The sequence below is a fragment of the Pseudomonas sp. 21615526 genome (assembly GCF_013386245.1).
Lineage (GTDB): Bacteria > Pseudomonadota > Gammaproteobacteria > Pseudomonadales > Pseudomonadaceae > Aquipseudomonas.
This window is the reverse complement of the sequence record NZ_JACAOM010000015.1, coordinates 25774-43076: the sequence shown is the minus strand read 5'-3', so window position 1 is coordinate 43076 and position 17303 is coordinate 25774. Positions and strand designations below refer to the sequence as shown.

Here is a 17303-nt window from a genome sequence, read left to right as displayed (position 1 = left end):
ATAAGTGTGCTCGTCAGTAGCCTTGTTAGGCTCGTCAGAAGAGACGTGCACCGCTGGCAAAAGAGCCAGTCCTGACGTGTGAAGCAGTTCGTTTCAGTCGCGTGTGCGGCGTCAACGGTGAAGCATCAAGCGATATCCGCAAATGCCAACAGCCCGGCTGAGGGCCGGGCTTGGCAGAAGCTTGCTACGAACGTCTGTGTATTAGTACAGACGAACGGCGCGGCGCTGCTCGCGCTGAACTTTCTTGGCGTGACGCTTAACAGCGGCTGCTGCTTTACGCTTACGCTCAGAAGTTGGCTTCTCGTAAAATTCGCGGCTACGAACTTCAGCCAGAACACCGGCTTTTTCGCAGGAGCGCTTGAAACGACGCAGAGCTACGTCGAAGGGTTCGTTCTCTTTTACTTTGACGGCTGGCATCCAGAGCTACCTTCTTTCATTACCGGGAATCAACGTTCTCGTCGCAAAAAATTCGCGGCTGAGGTCGTCGGTTTTTAAGGGTTGCGGATGTTAACCCCTCATTGCCCGGAATGCAAAGCCTCTGATCGAAAACCGCTAGTCGGGAGGGGGAGTGGCGACTATTATGCGCGCCTTCGAATTCAGCCTCTACAAGGCGCAAACCCATGCTAGTTCTGGGATTAGAAACCTCGTGCGACGAAACCGGTGTCGCACTTTACGACAGTGAACGCGGGCTTTTGGCCGACGCACTGTTCAGTCAGATCGACCTGCATCGCGCCTATGGCGGCGTGGTGCCGGAGCTGGCCAGCCGTGATCATGTGAAACGCATGCTGCCATTGATTCGGCAGGTGTTGGACGAGGCCGGCTGCGTGCCGACCGAGATCGACGCCATTGCCTATACCGCAGGCCCCGGATTGGTCGGAGCCCTGCTGGTTGGGGCCTCTTGCGCCCAGGCGCTGGCATTTGCCTGGGGCATTCCGGCCCTTGGTGTGCACCACATGGAAGGCCATTTACTGGCACCGATGCTGGAAGAAAACCCGCCAGCGTTCCCGTTCGTCGCTTTGTTGGTTTCAGGCGGCCATACGCAGCTGGTTCAGGTCGACGGAATCGGTCAATACACGCTGCTGGGCGAAAGCCTGGACGACGCTGCCGGTGAAGCTTTCGACAAGACTGCGAAGATGATGGGCCTTAATTATCCGGGCGGCCCGGAAATCGCCCGCTTGGCAGAAAAAGGCGTTCCGGGGCGCTATACCTTCCCGCGCCCGATGTGCGATCGCCCTGGCCTGATGTTCAGTTTCAGCGGCCTGAAAACCTCTGCCCTGAACACCTGGCAGCAGAGCGTCAGCGCCGGAGACGACAGTGAGCAAGCCCGTTGCGACATCTCGCTGGCGTTCCAGCAGGCCGTGGTGGAGACTTTGACCATCAAGTGCAAGCGGGCCCTGAAGCAGGCGGGCATGAAGCGCCTGGTGATCGCGGGCGGCGTCAGCGCGAACAAGGCGCTGCGCAGCTCCCTGGAGAAAATGCTCGGCGACATGAAGGGCGACGTGTTTTATGCGCGTCCCGAATTCTGCACCGATAACGGTGCGATGATCGCCTATGCCGGTTGCCAGCGTTTGCAGGCCGGGCAGCATGAAAGCCTGGCAATCAGCGTGCAGGCGCGCTGGCCGATGGAGCAGTTGCCGCCGCTGTAACGGGCGAACGTGAGCCGGGTTCACCGGGCGTATTTAAAAATGCCGTTCGCGCCCGGCAAACAGGTCGCGTAAATTGCCCCGGTGGCGCCAGACGATCAGCAGCGTGAGCACGCTCATCGGCACCAGCGCCTCCGGTTCCTGCCACGCCAGCAACGGCAGGGTCAGGGGCGTGGCGATGAGGGCGGCCAGCGAGCTGGTGCGTGTCAGGTAGAACGTCAGCAGCCAGGCCAGGATGGCCAGCAGCGCCGCCGGTGGGTAGATCCCCAGCAGCATGCCGGCCGCCGTCGCAACGCCTTTGCCGCCGCGAAAGCGAAAGTACAGCGGGAACAGGTGGCCGAGCACCGCGCAGACGCCGATCCAGGCTTGCTGTTGCAGCGACAGCCCGGCGAGATCGGCGATCAGCACCGGCAGCAGGCCCTTGCAGACGTCGCCGAACAGCGTGAGTACGGCGAGTTTCTTGCCGGCCAGGCGCAACATATTGGTGGCGCCGGCATTGCCTGAGCCACTCATTCGCGGGTCGGGATTTCCCGTCAGGCGGCTGAGCAAAATGGCGAAGGACAGCGAGCCGAGCAGGTAGGCGAGAGTCGCCAGTAACCAAAACATGCTAACTATTCCGGGCGAGGACGCCCTGATTCTAACGGGGCATCGCGCCCTTGTCGTGCAGCGGAGAAGAGTGCTTGGACAGAGTGTTTATCGAAGGCCTGGAAGTCGACACCGTGATCGGGGCCTACGACTGGGAGCGCGGTATCCGGCAATGCCTGCGTCTGGACCTGAGCTTCGCCTGGGATAACCGCCCGGCCGCTGCCGGTGATGACCTGACCCTGGCGCTGGATTACGCGAGCGTGTCCGCGCGGATCCAGGCCTTTGCCGAGCAGGCGCAATTCCAGCTGGTGGAAACCTTCGCCGAGCGCCTGGCTGAGGTGTTGATGAGTGAGTTCCAGATTCCCTGGCTGCACCTCAAACTGACCAAGCCCGGCGCCGTACCGGCCGCCAAGGGTGTGGGCGTGGAGATCGAGCGCGGATGTCGCTAACTCAGGTTTACCTTGGTCTTGGCAGTAACATCGAGCGTGAGGCCCATTTGCACGCTGGCCTTGATGCGCTGGCGGGTTTCCTGACGCAGATGCGCTGTTCGCCGGTGTTTGAAAGCCAGCCTGTGGGCATCAAGAGCGGGCCATTCTTCAATCTGGTGGTGTCGGCGTATACCGACCTGCCGTTGATGGAACTGGACCGCCGGCTGAAATTCATCGAGGCCGACAATGGCCGCTACGCCCCGGATCGCAAGGGCTTGCCGCTGGACATCGACGTGCTGCTGTATGGCGAGCTGGTGGGTAACTTCGATGGCCTGATCCTGCCCCGGGCCGAAATCCTGAAGAACGCGTTTGTGCTGTGGCCGCTGTCGTTGATGGCGCCGCAGCGTGTGCATCCTGAGGTGGGCAAGTCATTTGCCGCGCTGTGGGAGGATGCACACATTGACCAGGTACTGGCGCCGGTCGCGTTCGAATGGCGGGATCAGCCGTTGACGCCGGACTCGCTCTTGTAGGCTTTTAGCGCCTTGAGCCGTTCGCGTTTCAGCGCTTCGCCCAGTTCGGGACCTTTGTAGCCTTGTTCCAGTAGCGGTGCGACGGCCACACCTCTGGCCGCCAGCGCCGCACCGCGCAAATAATCGGCTTGTGGATAACTTCTCTGCTCAAGGCCCTTGCGCCCGCGGGCGTCCATCTCGCATGCCACCACAAACTCTTCAAAGCGTTGCGGGCGACGGTAAACGTCGAAGCTTTGCAGCAACTCCAGCAATGTCGAGGGCCTCAGCTCCAGTGCGCGGTGGCCATGGGTGTGATATTCGCCCACCAGCAACGCCAACTCCTGGCAATCCCTTGGCACCTTGAAGCGTTCGTTCATCGCCTTGATCAGCTTCACGCCGCGTTGCTCATGAGCGATGTGCTGCGGCAACTTATCCACAGGCGTGAGCCCCTTGCCCAGATCGTGCAGCAGGCAGGCCCAGCGGACGGTCAACGGTTGGGCATGGATGGCCGCCTGTTCCAGCACGCTCAATGTGTGCACGCCGGTATCGATTTCGGGGTGATGGGCCTCGGGTTGCGGCACGCCAAACAGTGCGTCGATTTCCGGCATCAGGGTTTTCAGGGCGCCGCAATCGCGTAGCACCTGGATAAACACCTGTGGCTGGTTTTCCATCAATGCGCGGGAAATCTCCTTCCAGCTGCGTTCGGGCGTCAAGGCTTCCAGTTCGCCCGACGCGCTGAGTTCGCGCATCAGTTCCAGGGTTTCGGGCGCTACCGTAAAGCCGAGGCCGGCATAGCGTGCGGCAAAGCGGGCAACGCGCAGGACTCGGAGTGGATCTTCGGCAAACGCCGGGGAAACGTGACGCAGAATGCGTGCGTCCAGATCCTGCTGGCCGTGATAAGGGTCGGTCAGGTTGCCCGCGTCATCCTCGGCCATGGCGTTGATGGTCAGGTCGCGGCGGATCAGGTCTTCTTCCAGGGTAACTTCGGGGCTGGCGTGAAACACAAAGCCGCCATAACCCCGGCCGCTCTTGCGCTCCGTGCGGGCGAGGGCGTACTCGTCACCATTTTTCGGGTCAAGAAATACCGGGAAGTCCGAACCCACAGGCTTGTAGCCCAGGGCGAGCATTTCTTCAGTGGTAGCGCCGACTACGACACGGTCGATATCGGTAACGGGGATGCCCAGCAGGCGATCACGTACCGCACCACCGACTTTGTAGATTTGCATGAAAAAGCCTCCATTAGCGGCACAGGATAACGCCTGCGGCCCGCCAATGGAGGCTTTGCCGTTTCACAGATGTACGACTGCCAGGTCCAGGCGGCCGTAATCGTTATCGCCGTGTTCGTTGCGGGGCGGAACGTGGTGGGTTTTCATGACCTGGTCGCCTTGCAGCGTCTCCAAGTGGATATCGAACCCCCACAGCCGGTGCAGGTGCTTGAGAACCTCCTCAGTGGACTCTCCCAGCGGTTTGCGGTCGTGCTGCTGGTGGCGCAGGGTCAGCGAGCGGTCGCCGCGTACGTCGATGCTGTAGATCTGCACATTGGGTTCGCGGTTGCCCAGGTTGTACTGCGCCGCGAGGGTTTCGCGGATGGTGCGGTAACCCGGCTCATCGTGGATCGCCGGCACCAGCAGGTCGTCCTTGAGGTCGTCGTCCATGATGCTGAACAGCTTGAGGTCTCGAATCACCTGGGGGGACAGGTACTGCAGGATGAAGCTCTCATCCTTGAAGCTGCTCATGGCGAACTTGATGGTCGACAACCAATCGCTGCCGGCAATCTCCGGGAACCAGCGGCGGTCTTCATCGGTGGGGTGCTCGCACATGCGCCGGATATCGCGGTACATCGCAAAGCCCAATGCATACGGGTTGATACCGCTGTAGTAGGGGCTGTCGAAGCCCGGCTGGAAGACCACGCTGGTGTGGGACGTCAGGAACTCCATCATGAAACCGTCGGTGACCAGGCCTTCGTCATACAGGTCGTTCATCAGGGTGTAGTGCCAGAACGTGGCCCAGCCTTCGTTCATCACCTGGGTCTGGCGTTGTGGGTAGAAATACTGGGCGATCTTGCGCACGATCCGCACGATTTCCCGCTGCCAGGGCTCCAGCAATGGCGCGTGCTTTTCGATGAAATACAGGATGTTTTCCTGAGGTTCGGCGGGGAAGCGCGCATTGTCCTTGTCGTTATTCTTGCCGGCGCGTTTGGGAATGGTGCGCCACAGGTCGTTGATCTGTTTTTGCAGATGCTCTTCACGGTCCTTCTGGCGCAGCCGTTCTTCTTCGGCGGAAATCGGATACGGGCGTTTGTAGCGGTCGACGCCGTAGTTCATCAGGGCATGGCAGGAGTCCAGCAGGTCTTCCACTGCGTCGATGCCGTGGCGCTCCTCGCACTGCATGATGTACTGCTTGGCGAATACCAGGTAATCGATGATCGAGCTGGCATCGGTCCAGGTGCGGAACAGGTAGTTACCCTTGAAGAAGCTGTTATGCCCGTAGCACGCGTGGGCCACCACCAGCGCCTGCATGCAGATGGTGTTTTCTTCCATCAGGTAGGCGATGCACGGGTCGGAGTTGATGACGATTTCGTAGGCCAGGCCCATCTGGCCGCGGGTGTAGGACTTTTCAGTGCTGAGGAAGTGTTTGCCGTAGGACCAGTGGTGATAGCCCAGGGGCATGCCCACGGACGCATAGGCATCCATCATCTGTTCGGCGGTGATCACTTCGATCTGGTTGGGGTAGGTATCCAGGGCATAACCCGCCGCGATGCGGCTGATTTCCCGGTCATAGGCCTGGATGAGTTCGAAGGTCCATTCGGACCCCGTGGATATGGGTTGGCGCTTATGCTCTTTGGCGGTCATGTCACTAACCTGCGCTGGAAGAGTTCACGGAAGACCGGATAGATATCGCCGGCCGAGACCAATTGTTGCTGGGCGAAGGTGTCAGCGAAGGCTTCGCTGATGCGCTCGTATTCGAACCACAGGGCCTGATGCTCGCGCGGGGTGATTTCGACGTAGGTGTAGTACTGCACGAACGGCATGATCTGGTTGATCAGGATGTCGCGGCAGATCGGCGAGTCGTCGTTCCAGTTGTCGCCGTCGGAAGCCTGGGCGGCGTAGATGTTCCACTCGTTGGCCGGATAGCGTTCGGCCATGATTTCCTGCATCAGCTTCAAGGCGCTGGAGACGATGGTGCCGCCGGTTTCCCGCGAGTAGAAGAATTCCTCCTCGTCGACTTCCCTGGCGCTGGTGTGATGGCGGATGAACACCACATCGATCTTGTCGTAGTTACGCTTGAGAAACAGGTACAGCAGGATGAAGAAGCGCTTGGCGATGTCCTTGGTCGCCTGGGTCATGGAGCCGGACACGTCCATCAGGCAGAACATCACCGCTTTGGAACTGGGATTGGGTTGCTTGACCAGCAGGTTGTACTTCAGGTCGAAGGTGTCGAGAAACGGCACGCGATGGATTCGCGCGCTGAGTTTGGCGATTTCGGCTTCAATTTCCTGGATATCGCCGAAGTTGTCCGGCTCTTCGCGTTTCAGGCGTTCCAGTTCCGCCTTGGCATCCCGCAGTTTTGCCCGGCTGCTGCCAGACAAGGCGATACGTCGCGCATGGGCTGAACGCAGGGTGCGGATGATGTTGATCCGAGACGGATTGCCTTCGTTGCTGATCCCGGCGCGCACGGTCTTGAAAGTGTCGGTACCGGTCAGGTTGCGTTTGACCAGGTTGGGCAGTTCCAGGTCTTCGAACATGAATTCCAGGAATTCTTCCTGGGTGATCTGGAACACGAACTCATCCATGCCTTCGCCGGAGTTGCCGGCCTTGCCCGGCCCTTTGCCGCCCGCACCGCCTTGAGGCCGCTGGATATGTTCGCCGCTGGTGAATTCCTTGTTGCCGGGATGCACGACAGTCTGTTTGCCGCCCCGGCCGTGGTGCAGCACCGGTTCATCGATGTCGCGTCCGGGGATGCTGATCTGTTCGCCATGCTCCATATCGGTGATGGAACGGCGGCTGACGGCCTCTTCGACGGCCTTTTTGATGTGGTCACGGTAACGCCGCAGGAACCGCTGGCGGTTTACCGTGCTCTTGTTCTTGCCATTGAGACGTCGGTCGATCACATAGCTCATGTAGGAGCCCTCCGGGCAGCTTCAAGTTACAAGCTTCAAGCGGCAAGCTGAAAGCTTAAAGACAAGCGGTCGATTGCCAGGCTGTCCGGCGTACCGGGAGCCTGGCATTACACGCTTGTCGCTGCCTTACTGCGATTTGCGGACCCGCAAGTACCACTCGGAGAGCAGTCGTACCTGTTTGTCGGTGTAGCCACGCTCGACCATGCGAGTGACGAAGTCGTTGTGTTTTTGCTGATCCTCCTTGCTGGCCTTGGCGTTGAAGCTGATGACCGGCAGCAGATCCTCGGTGTTGGAGAACATTTTCTTCTCGATGACCACCCGCAGCTTCTCATAGCTGAGCCAGGTAGGGTTCTTGCCGTTGTTGTTGGCCCGGGCGCGCAGCACGAAGTTGACGATTTCGTTGCGGAAATCCTTCGGATTGCTGATGCCGGCGGGTTTTTCGATCTTTTCCAGTTCCTCGTTGAGGGCTACGCGGTTGAGAATCTCGCCGGTTTCCGGGTCGCGGTATTCCTGGTCCTGGATCCAGAAGTCTGCGTACAGCACATAGCGGTCGAAGATGTTCTGGCCGTATTCGCTGTAGGACTCAAGGTACGCGGTCTGGATTTCCTTGCCGATGAACTCGATGTAGCGCGGTGCCAGGTATTCCTTGAGGAAGCGCAGATAGCGCTCGCGGGTTTCAGCCTGGAATTGTTCCTGTTCGATCTGCTGTTCCAGCACGTAGAGCAGGTGCACCGGGTTGGCGGCGATTTCGTGCGGGTCGAAGTTGAAGACCTTGGACAGGATCTTGAACGCAAAACGTGTCGACAGGCCGTTCATGCCCTCATCCACGCCGGCGGTGTCGCGGTATTCCTGGATCGACTTGGCCTTCGGATCGGTGTCCTTGAGGTTTTCGCCGTCATACACGCGCATCTTCGAGTAGATGTTGGAGTTTTCCGGCTCTTTGAGGCGCGACAACACGGTGAACTGGGCCAGCATCTTCAGAGTGTCAGGCGCGCAATGAGCCTTGGCCAGGGAACTGTTGAACAGCAGCTTGTCGTAAATCTTGATTTCATCGCTGACCCGCAGGCAGTACGGCACCTTGACGATATAGATCCGGTCGATGAAGGCTTCGTTGTTCTTGTTGTTGCGGAAGGTGTGCCATTCCGATTCGTTGGAGTGGGCCAGCAGGATCCCGGTGAATGGAATCGCCCCCAGGCCTTCGGTGCTGTTGTAGTTACCTTCCTGTGTCGCGGTGAGCAGTGGGTGCAGCACCTTGATCGGTGCCTTGAACATCTCCACGAACTCCATCAGGCCCTGGTTGGCCCGGCACAGTGCGCCCGAGTAGCTGTAGGCATCGGCGTCGTTCTGCGGGAATTCTTCGAGTTTGCGGATATCGACCTTGCCCACCAGTGCCGAGATGTCCTGGTTGTTCTCGTCACCCGGTTCGGTCTTGGCCACGGCGATCTGGTTGAGGATCGAGGGGTAGAGCTTCACCACCCGGAACTGGCTGATGTCGCCGCCGAACTCGGCCAGGCGCTTGGTCGCCCAGGGCGACATGATGGTATTGAGATAGCGCCGTGGAATGCCGAAGTCTTCTTCGAGAATCGCGCCATCTTCCGTGGCATTGAACAGCCCCAGGGGCGACTCGAACACCGGTGAGCCCTTGATGGCGTAGAACGGCACCTTCTCGATCAGTTGTTTGAGCTTCTCGGCCAGGGACGACTTGCCGCCGCCGACGGGGCCGAGCAGGTAGAGGATCTGTTTCTTCTCTTCCAGGCCTTGGGCAGCATGGCGGAAATACGAGACGATCTGGTCAATGCATTCTTCCATACCGTGGAAGTCTTCAAAGGCCGGGTAGCGACGGATCACCTTGTTCGAGAAAATCCGCGACAAGCGCGAATTGGCTGCGGTGTCCACCAGCTCCGGCTCGCCGATCGCCAACAGCAGGCGTTCAGCGGCAGACGCGTAGGCGCTGCGGTCCTTTTTGCACAGTTCGAGATACTCCTGAAGCGAGAGCTCTTCCTGGCGGGTGGACTCGAAGCGTTGTTGGAAGTGGCTAAAAATACTCATGACGTCGTCACCTCGCTCGATACGTGGAGCCGACGCCGGATCAATCAGTCGATGCTGGCAGCCATTGGTGGACACCAATGGCCGTTTTCCCCCCAGAACACCCTGAAACGCTACCGATGACCCGCACGCCGGTGTACCGGCTCTCCCCTGTTTTGGATGGCCTGCGCTTAAGGATAGTTCGGAATCGGGGAGGTCAAGGCGCGATACGAAATTAGTTTGGCCGCGCCGTTCGTCAGAAACGGCGCGAGGCCAAGCGTCACGCGGGATAGCGGGGTTTGAAAAAAATTATTGCGCGTCGCCTGCGGCAATTTCTGCAGGATAGGTCGCACGCCATAGCTCAAAGCCACCGTCGAGGCTATAGACGTCGGAGAAGCCCTGGCTCACCAGGTAGGCGGCGGCGCTTTGGCTGGAGTTGCCGTGGTAGCACGCGACGATGACCGACGCGTCGAGGTCGGCGGCGCGGATGAAGTCGGCGATGTTGTGGTTGTCCAGGTGCTGGGCACCACTGATGTGGGCGGCGTTGTAGGTCGGCTGGTCGCGGATGTCGACAACCACCGCGCCTTGCTCGCGCAGGGCCTGGGCTTGCTCGGGAGGGATACGTCTGAATTCAGTCATGGCGGGCTCCTTTGGCCTGTATGAAAGCGCGGCTCAGCGCTTTGCCGCGGCCTGCAGTTGTTCGGGAACGGGGGAGTCGCACTGGCAGCTCGAGCGCTCGCCGGTGTCGATGTTCATCAGGGTCATGGCGCCGCCCCATACGCAGCCGGTGTCGAGGGCGAACACGCCAGGTTCATCACACTTGCCTTCCAGGGCTGCCCAGTGGCCGAAGATGATCTTCGTTTCACGGGTCTTGCGCTCCTTGTGGGCGAACCAGGGCTTGTAGCCGGGGAGGGCGGTGTCGGCGCCTTCCTTGCTCTTGAGGTCCAGCTTGCCTTCGGCGGTGCAGAAACGCATGCGGGTGAAGTAGTTGGTGATCACCCGCAGCCGCGCGACGCCGGTCAGTTCGTTGTCCCACTTAACGGGTTCGTTGCCGTACATGCCATCCAGGTAAGCGGTGTACAGGTTGTCATCGGCCAGGGCTGCTTCGACTTCACTCGCGCACTTGAGGGCTTTCTTCAGCGTCCACTGGGGTGGAATGCCGGCATGCACCAAGGCGGTGTCGCGGCTCTCGTCGTAGTGCATGAGTTTTTGCCGGCGCAGCCAGTCAAGCAGCTCGGTGCGATCCGGCGCTTCGAGGATTTCCCGCAGGGTATCGCCCTTTTTCAGACGCTCGATGTTATTGCCGGCGGCCAGCAAGTGCAGGTCATGGTTGCCCAGTACGCACACCAGGGAGTCGCGCATGCCATAAAGGAAGCGCAGGGTTTCCAGGGATTGCGGGCCACGGTTGACCAGGTCGCCCACCAGCCACAGGCGATCCTTGGCCGTGTCAAAGGCCACACGCTCGAGCAGGCACTTGAGCGGTTCCAGGCAGCCTTGCAGGTCGCCGACGGCATACGTCGCCATCAGTGCAGGGCTCCAGGCACCGCGAGGCGGAACGGGGCGATGATGGCGTCGAAGTGTTTGCCGTCGTCGGCGAGCATCTGGTAGCTGCCTTGCATGTTGCCGACACGGGAGGTCATGACAGTGCCGCTGCTGTAGGTGTGGCTCTTGCCTGGGGCGATCAGCGGTTGTTGGCCGACCACGCCGGCGCCGCGTACTTCCTCGACCTGGCCGTCACCGTCGGTGATGACCCAGTGGCGCGACAGCAGCTTGGCAGGCAGCTCGCCGTTGTTTTGCACGGTAATGGTGTAGGCGAACGCAAAGCGGTTCTGCTCGGGTTGCGATTGTTCCGCCAGAAAGCGGGTGACGACGCTGACGTCGATCTGATAACGAGGATCGGACATGCAAGAGGCCTTAAAAGCAAAAGCGGGGGAACAGCGGATGCCGGTCAGTCTAGGCCCGTAGGCGCTGGCTTGCCAGCGATGGCGATCGTGAGTGCGCCATCGCCGGCAAGCCGGCGCCTACTATTTATTCAGCCACTGGCGCAGGCTGAATGGCGAGCTGGTCAGCCAGGCGCACGAAGGCGGCCAGGTCCAGCTGCTCGGGGCGCAGGCTGCCGTCGACGCCGGCGGCCTCGATTTCAGCGTTGCTGAGCAAGGCCTTCAGCGTATTGCGCAAGGTCTTGCGGCGCTGGTTGAAGGCTTCGCGCACCACGCGCTCCAGCAACTTGTGATCTTTGGCCGGGTGTGGCAACACCGCGTGAGGCACCAGGCGCACGATGGCGGAGTCGACTTTCGGCGGGGGGTTGAACGCGCCAGGTCCGACGTTGAACAGGTGCTCTACGCGGCAATGGTACTGAACCATGATCGACAGGCGACCCCAGTCACCGCCTCCAGGACCCGCTGCCAGGCGCTCGACCACTTCCTTTTGCAGCATGAAGTGCATGTCGCGGATGATGCCGGCGTTGTTCAGCAGGTGGAAAATCAGCGGGGTGGAGATGTTGTACGGCAGGTTGCCGACCACCCGCAGGCTGTTGGGCGCTGCATTGAGGCTGGTGAAGTCGAACTTCAGCGCATCACCCTGGTGCAGGTTGAAATTGGGCATGCCGGCGAACTGCTGGTTGAGGATCGGGATCAGGTCCTTGTCCAACTCAACCACGTCCAGTTGGCCGCCGCTTTTCAGCAGGCCTTGGGTCAGGGCGCCCTGGCCCGGGCCGATTTCCAGCAGGCGGTCTTCGGGCTTGGCATGGATGGAACGCAGGATGCGATCGATCACGCCAGCGTCGTGCAGGAAGTTTTGCCCGAAACGCTTGCGCGCCCGGTGTTGGTAATGCTCGGTCATATACGGGTCTCGGCCATCTGATAGGCGGTTTCCAGGGCCACGTGCAGGCTGCCGGTATCGATCTTGCCGCTGCCTGCGAGGTCCAGGGCGGTGCCATGGTCGACGGAGGTGCGGATGATCGGCAGGCCCAGTGTCACGTTGACCGCGGCGCCGAAGCCTTTGTACTTCAGCACGGGCAGGCCCTGGTCATGGTACATCGCCAGCACTGCGTCGCAGTGCTCCAGATATTTGGGGGTAAACAGAGTGTCGGCAGGCAATGGGCCGCGCAGGTCCATGCCTTCAAGGCGCAGACGCTCCAGGGTTGGTTCGATGATGTCGATTTCTTCATGGCCCAGGTGGCCACCTTCACCGGCGTGGGGGTTGAGCCCACAGACCAGGATGCGTGGTTGGGCGATGCCGAACTTCTGTTGCAGGTCGGCGTGCAGGATGCGTGTCACACGCTCCAGTCGCTCGGGGGTAATGGCGTCGGCAATCTCGCGCAGGGGCAGGTGAGTGGTCACCAGCGCCACCCGCAGGTCGCCCGTTGCCAGCATCATCACCACTTGTTCGGTATGGGTCAGCTCAGCGAGGAATTCGGTATGACCGGAAAAGGCGATGCCTGATTCGTTGATCACACCCTTGTGTACCGGGGCGGTGATCATCCCGGCAAAATCCCCGTCGATGCAGCCCTGGCCGGCACGGGTCAGGGTTTCCAGGACGAAGGCAGCGTTGGCCTTGTCCAGTTGCCCGGCCACGACCTTGGTCGCCAGCGGGGTATCCCATACGTACAGGCTGTTGGCCGGTGCCGGCAGATCAGGCCAGTTGCCCGGGCCCACCGGCAGCAGATCGACAACCACACCCAGCTGCGCGGCCCGCTCAATGAGCAGGTCGCGGCTGGTAATGGCAATCAGGGGGTGTGGCTGGGGGTGCGAGGCGAGCAGCAGGCACAGGTCAGGACCAATGCCGGCCGGCTCGCCGGGTGTCAGTGCGAAACGCTTGGGTGTCACTGGGCTGCCTGGTCGGTGCCTGTTTGGTCGGCACCAGGAAGCTTGTTCTCTACGTAGGCTTCGTCACGGATCTGACGCAACCAGGTTTGCAGCTCTTCGTCGTATTTGCGGTTACGCAGTACGGTCAGGGCTTGCTGCTCGCGGGCCTGGGTGGTGTTGTCAGTGGCGCGACGGCCAAGGACTTCCAGCACGTGCCAGCCGTATTGGGTCTTGAACGGCTTGGACAGCACGCCTTGCGGGGTCTTGGCCATGACGTCCTGGAACTCTGGAACCAGTGCCTTCGGATCGATCCAGTTCAGATCGCCGCCGTTAAGCGCCGAACCCGGGTCTTCGGAATAGCTCTTCGCCAGTTCGCCGAAGTCTTCGCCCGCTTCGATGCGGTCATAGAGCTTTTGGGCCAGTTCCTTGGTTTGGGCTTCGGTACGGATCTCGCTTGGCTTGACCAGGATGTGACGAACGTGAACTTCGTCCTTCATCTGGGCTTCTTCGCCACCGCGCTTGCCGAGCAACTTGAGGATGATGAAACCGCCAGGCGTACGGGCAGGCTGGGTGATACCACCAACTTCCATGGCGCTCAGCTCGCGGTCGAACGGTGGTGGCAGTTGCGCGGCTTTACGCCAGCCCATGTCACCGCCTTCGAGGGCGTTGTCGCTGCCGGACTGGGCAATGGCCATCTGGGCAAAGTCGGCACCTTGCTTGAGACGGTCATAGATAGCCTGGGTTTTCGCTGCGGCAGCATTGAGCTGTTCAGCGTTGGCGCTGTCTGGCGTAGGCACCAGGATGTTCGCCAGGTGCAGTTCTTCGGAAAGCTGCATCTTGCCAAGGTCGGAGGCGAGGAAGTTCTTCACTTCCTGCTCGGACACCTGAATCCGTTCGGCCACGCGACGCTGACGTACACGGCTGATGATCATTTCCCGGCGAATCTGGTCACGGGCGTCCTCATAGGACAGGCCGTCGTGAGCCAGGGCTGCGCGGAACTGATCAACACTCATGTTGTTGCGCTGGGCGATGGTGCCGACAGCCTGGTTCAATTCTTCGTCGCTGATACGGATACCGGAGCGATCGCCGATCTGCAGTTGCAGGTTTTCAACGATCAGGCGTTCAAGCACCTGCTGGTCCAGCACGCTGGTCGGCGGTACGCCGCCGCCACGCTTGGCGATGGTTTGCTGAACTTCCTTGACCCGTTGGTCCAGTTGGCTCTGCATGATCACGTCGTTATCGACGATGGCCACTACCTTGTCCAGCGGTTGAACCGCAGCGTGAGCTGCGGCGGTACCCAGGAACAGCGCGCCCAGCATCAGCGGGCGCAGACAATCAGAAAGCTTGGTCTTCACGTTCACGATAACCTTCAATGCCTTTGTCGAGGAAGCTCTCTACCTTGGCGCCGGTCAGGCCGCCGAGTCCTTTGAGGACAACTTGGAAGAAGAGCCCGTGGTCACCCTTTTCGTTCAGCGGGGCGATCTGGCTGTATTCGTCGTTGGAAACCCAGTAACGGTTGATGACGCGCAGTTTCCAGCAGCAGTTGTCGTACTCGAAACCACCGAAGGCCTCCAGGGTACGGTTGCGGGCATAGTCATACTGCCAGCGGGTGATCAGGTTCCACTGCGGAACGATCGGCCACATCATCGAGAAGTCGTGTTGCTGGATTTTGTAGTAATCCTTCACGAAGTTCGGGTCGCCTGGCTGCCCGTAGTCGCCACCAAACTGCCATTTGCCGGTCAGCTGGTTGTACACCACCTGGTCGTTGCGATAGCGGTAGCCGACGTTGATAACCTTGTTCGGGTTGTCTTCCGGCTGATAGTGGAACATCGCGCTGCCGGAACGTGGGCTGTGGCTTTCCGGGTCCCAGTTGTAATCGGCAGTGGCGCGCCAGTCACGGTTGAAGCGGAACTCGTAGTCCAGGGCGATTGGCGAAACATCAGACTGTGCGTCCGCACGGTCCGCGGCCAGGATGCCCGGCAGTTGAACTTCGCGGTTCTTGAAGTACACGGCCTCGCCGATGCTGACGCGTTGGCGTTCGAAGCCGTTTTCTTCGATCCAGCGGCTGGTCACGCCCAGGGACAGCTTGTTCTCGTCGCCGATGCGGTCAGTACCGCTGAAGCGGTTGTCACGGAACAGCGACGCGTAGCTGAACGAGTACTCACCGCTGTCGAATACCGGGATATCGCCCTGGTCCTTGTTCGGTACATACAGGTAGTACGCACGAGGCTCCAGAGTTTGACGGTAGTCTTTGCCGAACAAGTTGGTGTTGCGGTCGAAGTACAGGCCGCTGTCGATGCTGGCAATCGGAATTGCACGGTCTTGCGAGCTTTTGAAGGTGCCACCGGCATAAGGGTTGGCTGCAGTTGACGCGGCTTGCGCTGCGATAATCTGGTTTTTGCCGATGCTGTCCAAATCAAGATCGTACTTGGTATAGACGTACTTCAACTTTGGCGTAATAAAACCGTAGGTCCAGTTCATCGGGTAGTCGACTGCCGGCGCAACGTTCAGGCGAGTACCGTTTGCGCGGGTCAGGCCGGTTACGTAGGTGTCGAGCCGCGGCGATACGAGCCCGTTTTCATCCGTGAAGCTTCCGTTCTCCAAGTCCCGATCAAAGCGTACTGCTTCGGTCTCGTAGGTGAAGTTCACCCCGCCTGGATGGTACGGCAGCGTGCCGTTGAAGGTGATCTGTGGCAAGCGGTCATACGGCGTGATCTGGGAGATCGTTGCCAGCTGGTACGCCTGCAGGTTCAGCTTCGCCTGGAAGGTATCACCGCGATAGGTCACCGAACCTTGCTGGTTCACGTAGTCCTGGCTCTTGATCCCTTCCTGATAGGACTTCAGATCCTGGAAGTAATAAGGGTCGCTGATGTTGGTGTAGTCGACCTGGGTCAGTACACGCGAGTCCAGCCCGCCCTTGTGCTGCCAGTTGATCATGTAGCGATCTTTTTCGTAGTCGGTCTGGCCTTTACGCTCGCTGCTGTCGTCGTTCAGGTACGCCCCACCAAACTGCCCTTCGCTCGACTTGGTGAGGTAGCGGAATTCGCCTTCCATCAACAGGCCGCGCTTGGTCATGTATTGCGGGTACAACGTGGCGTCGTAGTTTGGCGCCAGGTTGAAGTAGTACGGCGTAACCAGCGTGAAGCCAGTCTCGCCACCGGTGCTGAAGCTCGGCGGCAGGAAGCCGGATTGACGACGGTTGTCGATCGGGAAATAGATATACGGGGTGTAAAGGATCGGAATGTCCTTGACCCGCAACGTCACGTTGGTCGCGGTACCGAAACCGGTGGCCGGGTTGAGCGTGATGTTGTTGCCCTTGAGCTGCCAGGCGTTGCTGTTCGGCTCGCAGGTGGTGTACGTACCGTCCTTGAGACGGATGATCGCGTTCTCGGCACGCTTGGCGTAGAGCGCGTTGCCGCGGATGCGCGATTTGTGCATCACGTATTCGGCGTTGTCGACCTTGGCGGCGCCGGTGTCCAGTTGGACTTCAGCGTGGTCGCCCACCAGCAGGGCGCCGTTGTCGCGCAGACGGACGTTGCCGTTCAGCTCGCCACGGTTCTCGGCCTGGTAAAGGTTGGCCTCGTCGGCCTCGACCTGCATGCTGCCCTGGCGCATGACGACGTCACCGGCCAGGGAAGCAACTTGTTGTTCCTGCTCGTAACGAGAGACCTTGGCGCCGATGAAGGTCGGCGCGTCGCTCTTGTTCGTCTTGTCGTTCATGCCAGGACGGATCGGCTCGATGTACGCGCCGGAGCAGTACGGGCCGGTTTCGGCCAGTTGTGCGGCGGTGAGCTTCTCGCGAGGGACCCAGTCCAGGTGGCTGTAGTCGGCGCTGCGCGAACGCAGGCCGCGGCCCTTGGCTTCGGTGACCAGAGCGGTCTGCGGCACGGCCTCGGCGGCGCCGCCGGACTCGCCTTGCGGCGTGCCACTGGCAGAGCTGACGGCACTGCCGTCATGCACCGGGCGCGGTGGCAGCGGGGCTGCGGCCGTTTTCGGCGCGCAATCCCAGGCACCCGAAGCAGAGACTGAGCAGTCATACTGTTCCGCGGCGACCACGAATGAGGTGGCGAAAGGTTGCATGGCCAGCAGACTGCCGGTTACCAGCAACGGAAATTTTCTACGAAACGCGGGGGATTTCAATGCCATCTTATTAGTCCGGGCTTCCTGCGTGCCATCTGCCCGCGGTG

16 protein-coding genes are annotated in these 17303 nt (G+C 60.4%); 3 read left to right on the top strand and 13 right to left on the bottom strand.

What is annotated here, in order from left to right; translation table 11 throughout:
• Positions 1-201: 201 nt before the first annotated feature.
• Positions 202-417 (bottom strand): 30S ribosomal protein S21, encoded by a 216-nt coding sequence (rpsU, locus tag HX786_RS06380; protein ID WP_002551877.1) that lies wholly within the window; start codon positions 415-417, stop codon positions 202-204.
• Between the two features lie 203 nt (positions 418-620).
• Here rpsU and tsaD point away from each other — a divergent pair, with 203 nt between their 5' ends.
• Complete coding sequence (tsaD, locus tag HX786_RS06375; RefSeq protein ID WP_087694726.1) at positions 621-1646, top strand: tRNA (adenosine(37)-N6)-threonylcarbamoyltransferase complex transferase subunit TsaD; 1026 nt, start codon at positions 621-623, stop codon at positions 1644-1646.
• Between the two features lie 33 nt (positions 1647-1679).
• On the opposite strand, the gene plsY is transcribed toward tsaD, so the two are convergent.
• Positions 1680-2249 (bottom strand): glycerol-3-phosphate 1-O-acyltransferase PlsY, encoded by a 570-nt coding sequence (plsY, locus tag HX786_RS06370; protein WP_003211009.1) that lies wholly within the window; start codon positions 2247-2249, stop codon positions 1680-1682.
• A 74-nt stretch (positions 2250-2323) separates the two neighbouring features.
• Between plsY and folB the strand changes: the two genes are divergently transcribed.
• On the top strand, positions 2324-2677 hold the full coding sequence (folB, locus tag HX786_RS06365) for a dihydroneopterin aldolase (protein WP_003211007.1): 354 nt from the start codon (positions 2324-2326) through the stop codon (positions 2675-2677).
• On the top strand, positions 2668-3186 hold the full coding sequence (folK, locus tag HX786_RS06360) for a 2-amino-4-hydroxy-6-hydroxymethyldihydropteridine diphosphokinase (protein WP_102370018.1): 519 nt from the start codon (positions 2668-2670) through the stop codon (positions 3184-3186). The genes folB and folK overlap by 10 nt, the downstream gene beginning before the upstream one ends.
• Here the strand turns inward: folK and HX786_RS06355 are convergent.
• The 11 genes from HX786_RS06355 to HX786_RS06305 all read right to left on the bottom strand — a co-directional run bounded on the left by HX786_RS06355 (position 3156) and on the right by HX786_RS06305 (position 17262).
• Complete coding sequence (locus HX786_RS06355) at positions 3156-4391, bottom strand: multifunctional CCA addition/repair protein (protein ID WP_008434412.1); 1236 nt, start codon at positions 4389-4391, stop codon at positions 3156-3158. The genes folK and HX786_RS06355 overlap by 31 nt on opposite strands.
• Positions 4392-4454: 63 nt before the next feature.
• The gene (locus HX786_RS06350) at positions 4455-6017 is read right to left on the bottom strand and encodes a SpoVR family protein (protein ID WP_177035236.1); all 1563 of its coding nucleotides are present in this window, start codon (positions 6015-6017) and stop codon (positions 4455-4457) included.
• A complete protein-coding gene (locus HX786_RS06345) occupies positions 6014-7285 on the bottom strand; it encodes a YeaH/YhbH family protein (RefSeq protein WP_003211000.1) in 1272 nt (423 codons plus the stop codon). The genes HX786_RS06350 and HX786_RS06345 overlap by 4 nt, the downstream gene beginning before the upstream one ends.
• A gap of 126 nt (positions 7286-7411) precedes the next feature.
• Complete coding sequence (locus tag HX786_RS06340; RefSeq protein WP_003210999.1) at positions 7412-9334, bottom strand: PrkA family serine protein kinase; 1923 nt, start codon at positions 9332-9334, stop codon at positions 7412-7414.
• A gap of 285 nt (positions 9335-9619) precedes the next feature.
• On the bottom strand, positions 9620-9949 hold the full coding sequence (gene glpE, locus HX786_RS06335) for a thiosulfate sulfurtransferase GlpE (protein WP_178911844.1): 330 nt from the start codon (positions 9947-9949) through the stop codon (positions 9620-9622).
• Between the two features lie 33 nt (positions 9950-9982).
• Positions 9983-10834: a symmetrical bis(5'-nucleosyl)-tetraphosphatase gene (locus HX786_RS06330; RefSeq protein ID WP_178911843.1), complete on the bottom strand. Its 852-nt coding sequence runs from the start codon at positions 10832-10834 to the stop codon at positions 9983-9985.
• Positions 10834-11214 (bottom strand): Co2+/Mg2+ efflux protein ApaG, encoded by a 381-nt coding sequence (gene apaG, locus HX786_RS06325; protein WP_003210996.1) that lies wholly within the window; start codon positions 11212-11214, stop codon positions 10834-10836. Before apaG ends, HX786_RS06330 begins: the two co-directional genes overlap by 1 nt.
• Before the next feature lie 124 nt (positions 11215-11338).
• A complete protein-coding gene (gene rsmA, locus HX786_RS06320) occupies positions 11339-12151 on the bottom strand; it encodes a 16S rRNA (adenine(1518)-N(6)/adenine(1519)-N(6))-dimethyltransferase RsmA (RefSeq protein WP_003210994.1) in 813 nt (270 codons plus the stop codon).
• Complete coding sequence (gene pdxA / locus HX786_RS06315) at positions 12148-13137, bottom strand: 4-hydroxythreonine-4-phosphate dehydrogenase PdxA (protein ID WP_003210992.1); 990 nt, start codon at positions 13135-13137, stop codon at positions 12148-12150. Before pdxA ends, rsmA begins: the two co-directional genes overlap by 4 nt.
• Positions 13134-14471 carry a peptidylprolyl isomerase gene (locus tag HX786_RS06310; RefSeq protein ID WP_003210991.1) on the bottom strand — a complete coding sequence of 446 codons (1338 nt, stop codon included), beginning with the start codon at positions 14469-14471 and terminating at the stop codon, positions 13134-13136. The genes pdxA and HX786_RS06310 overlap by 4 nt, the downstream gene beginning before the upstream one ends.
• A complete protein-coding gene (locus HX786_RS06305) occupies positions 14452-17262 on the bottom strand; it encodes an LPS-assembly protein LptD (RefSeq protein WP_087694723.1) in 2811 nt (936 codons plus the stop codon). Before HX786_RS06305 ends, HX786_RS06310 begins: the two co-directional genes overlap by 20 nt.
• Between the last annotated feature and the right edge of the window lie 41 nt (positions 17263-17303).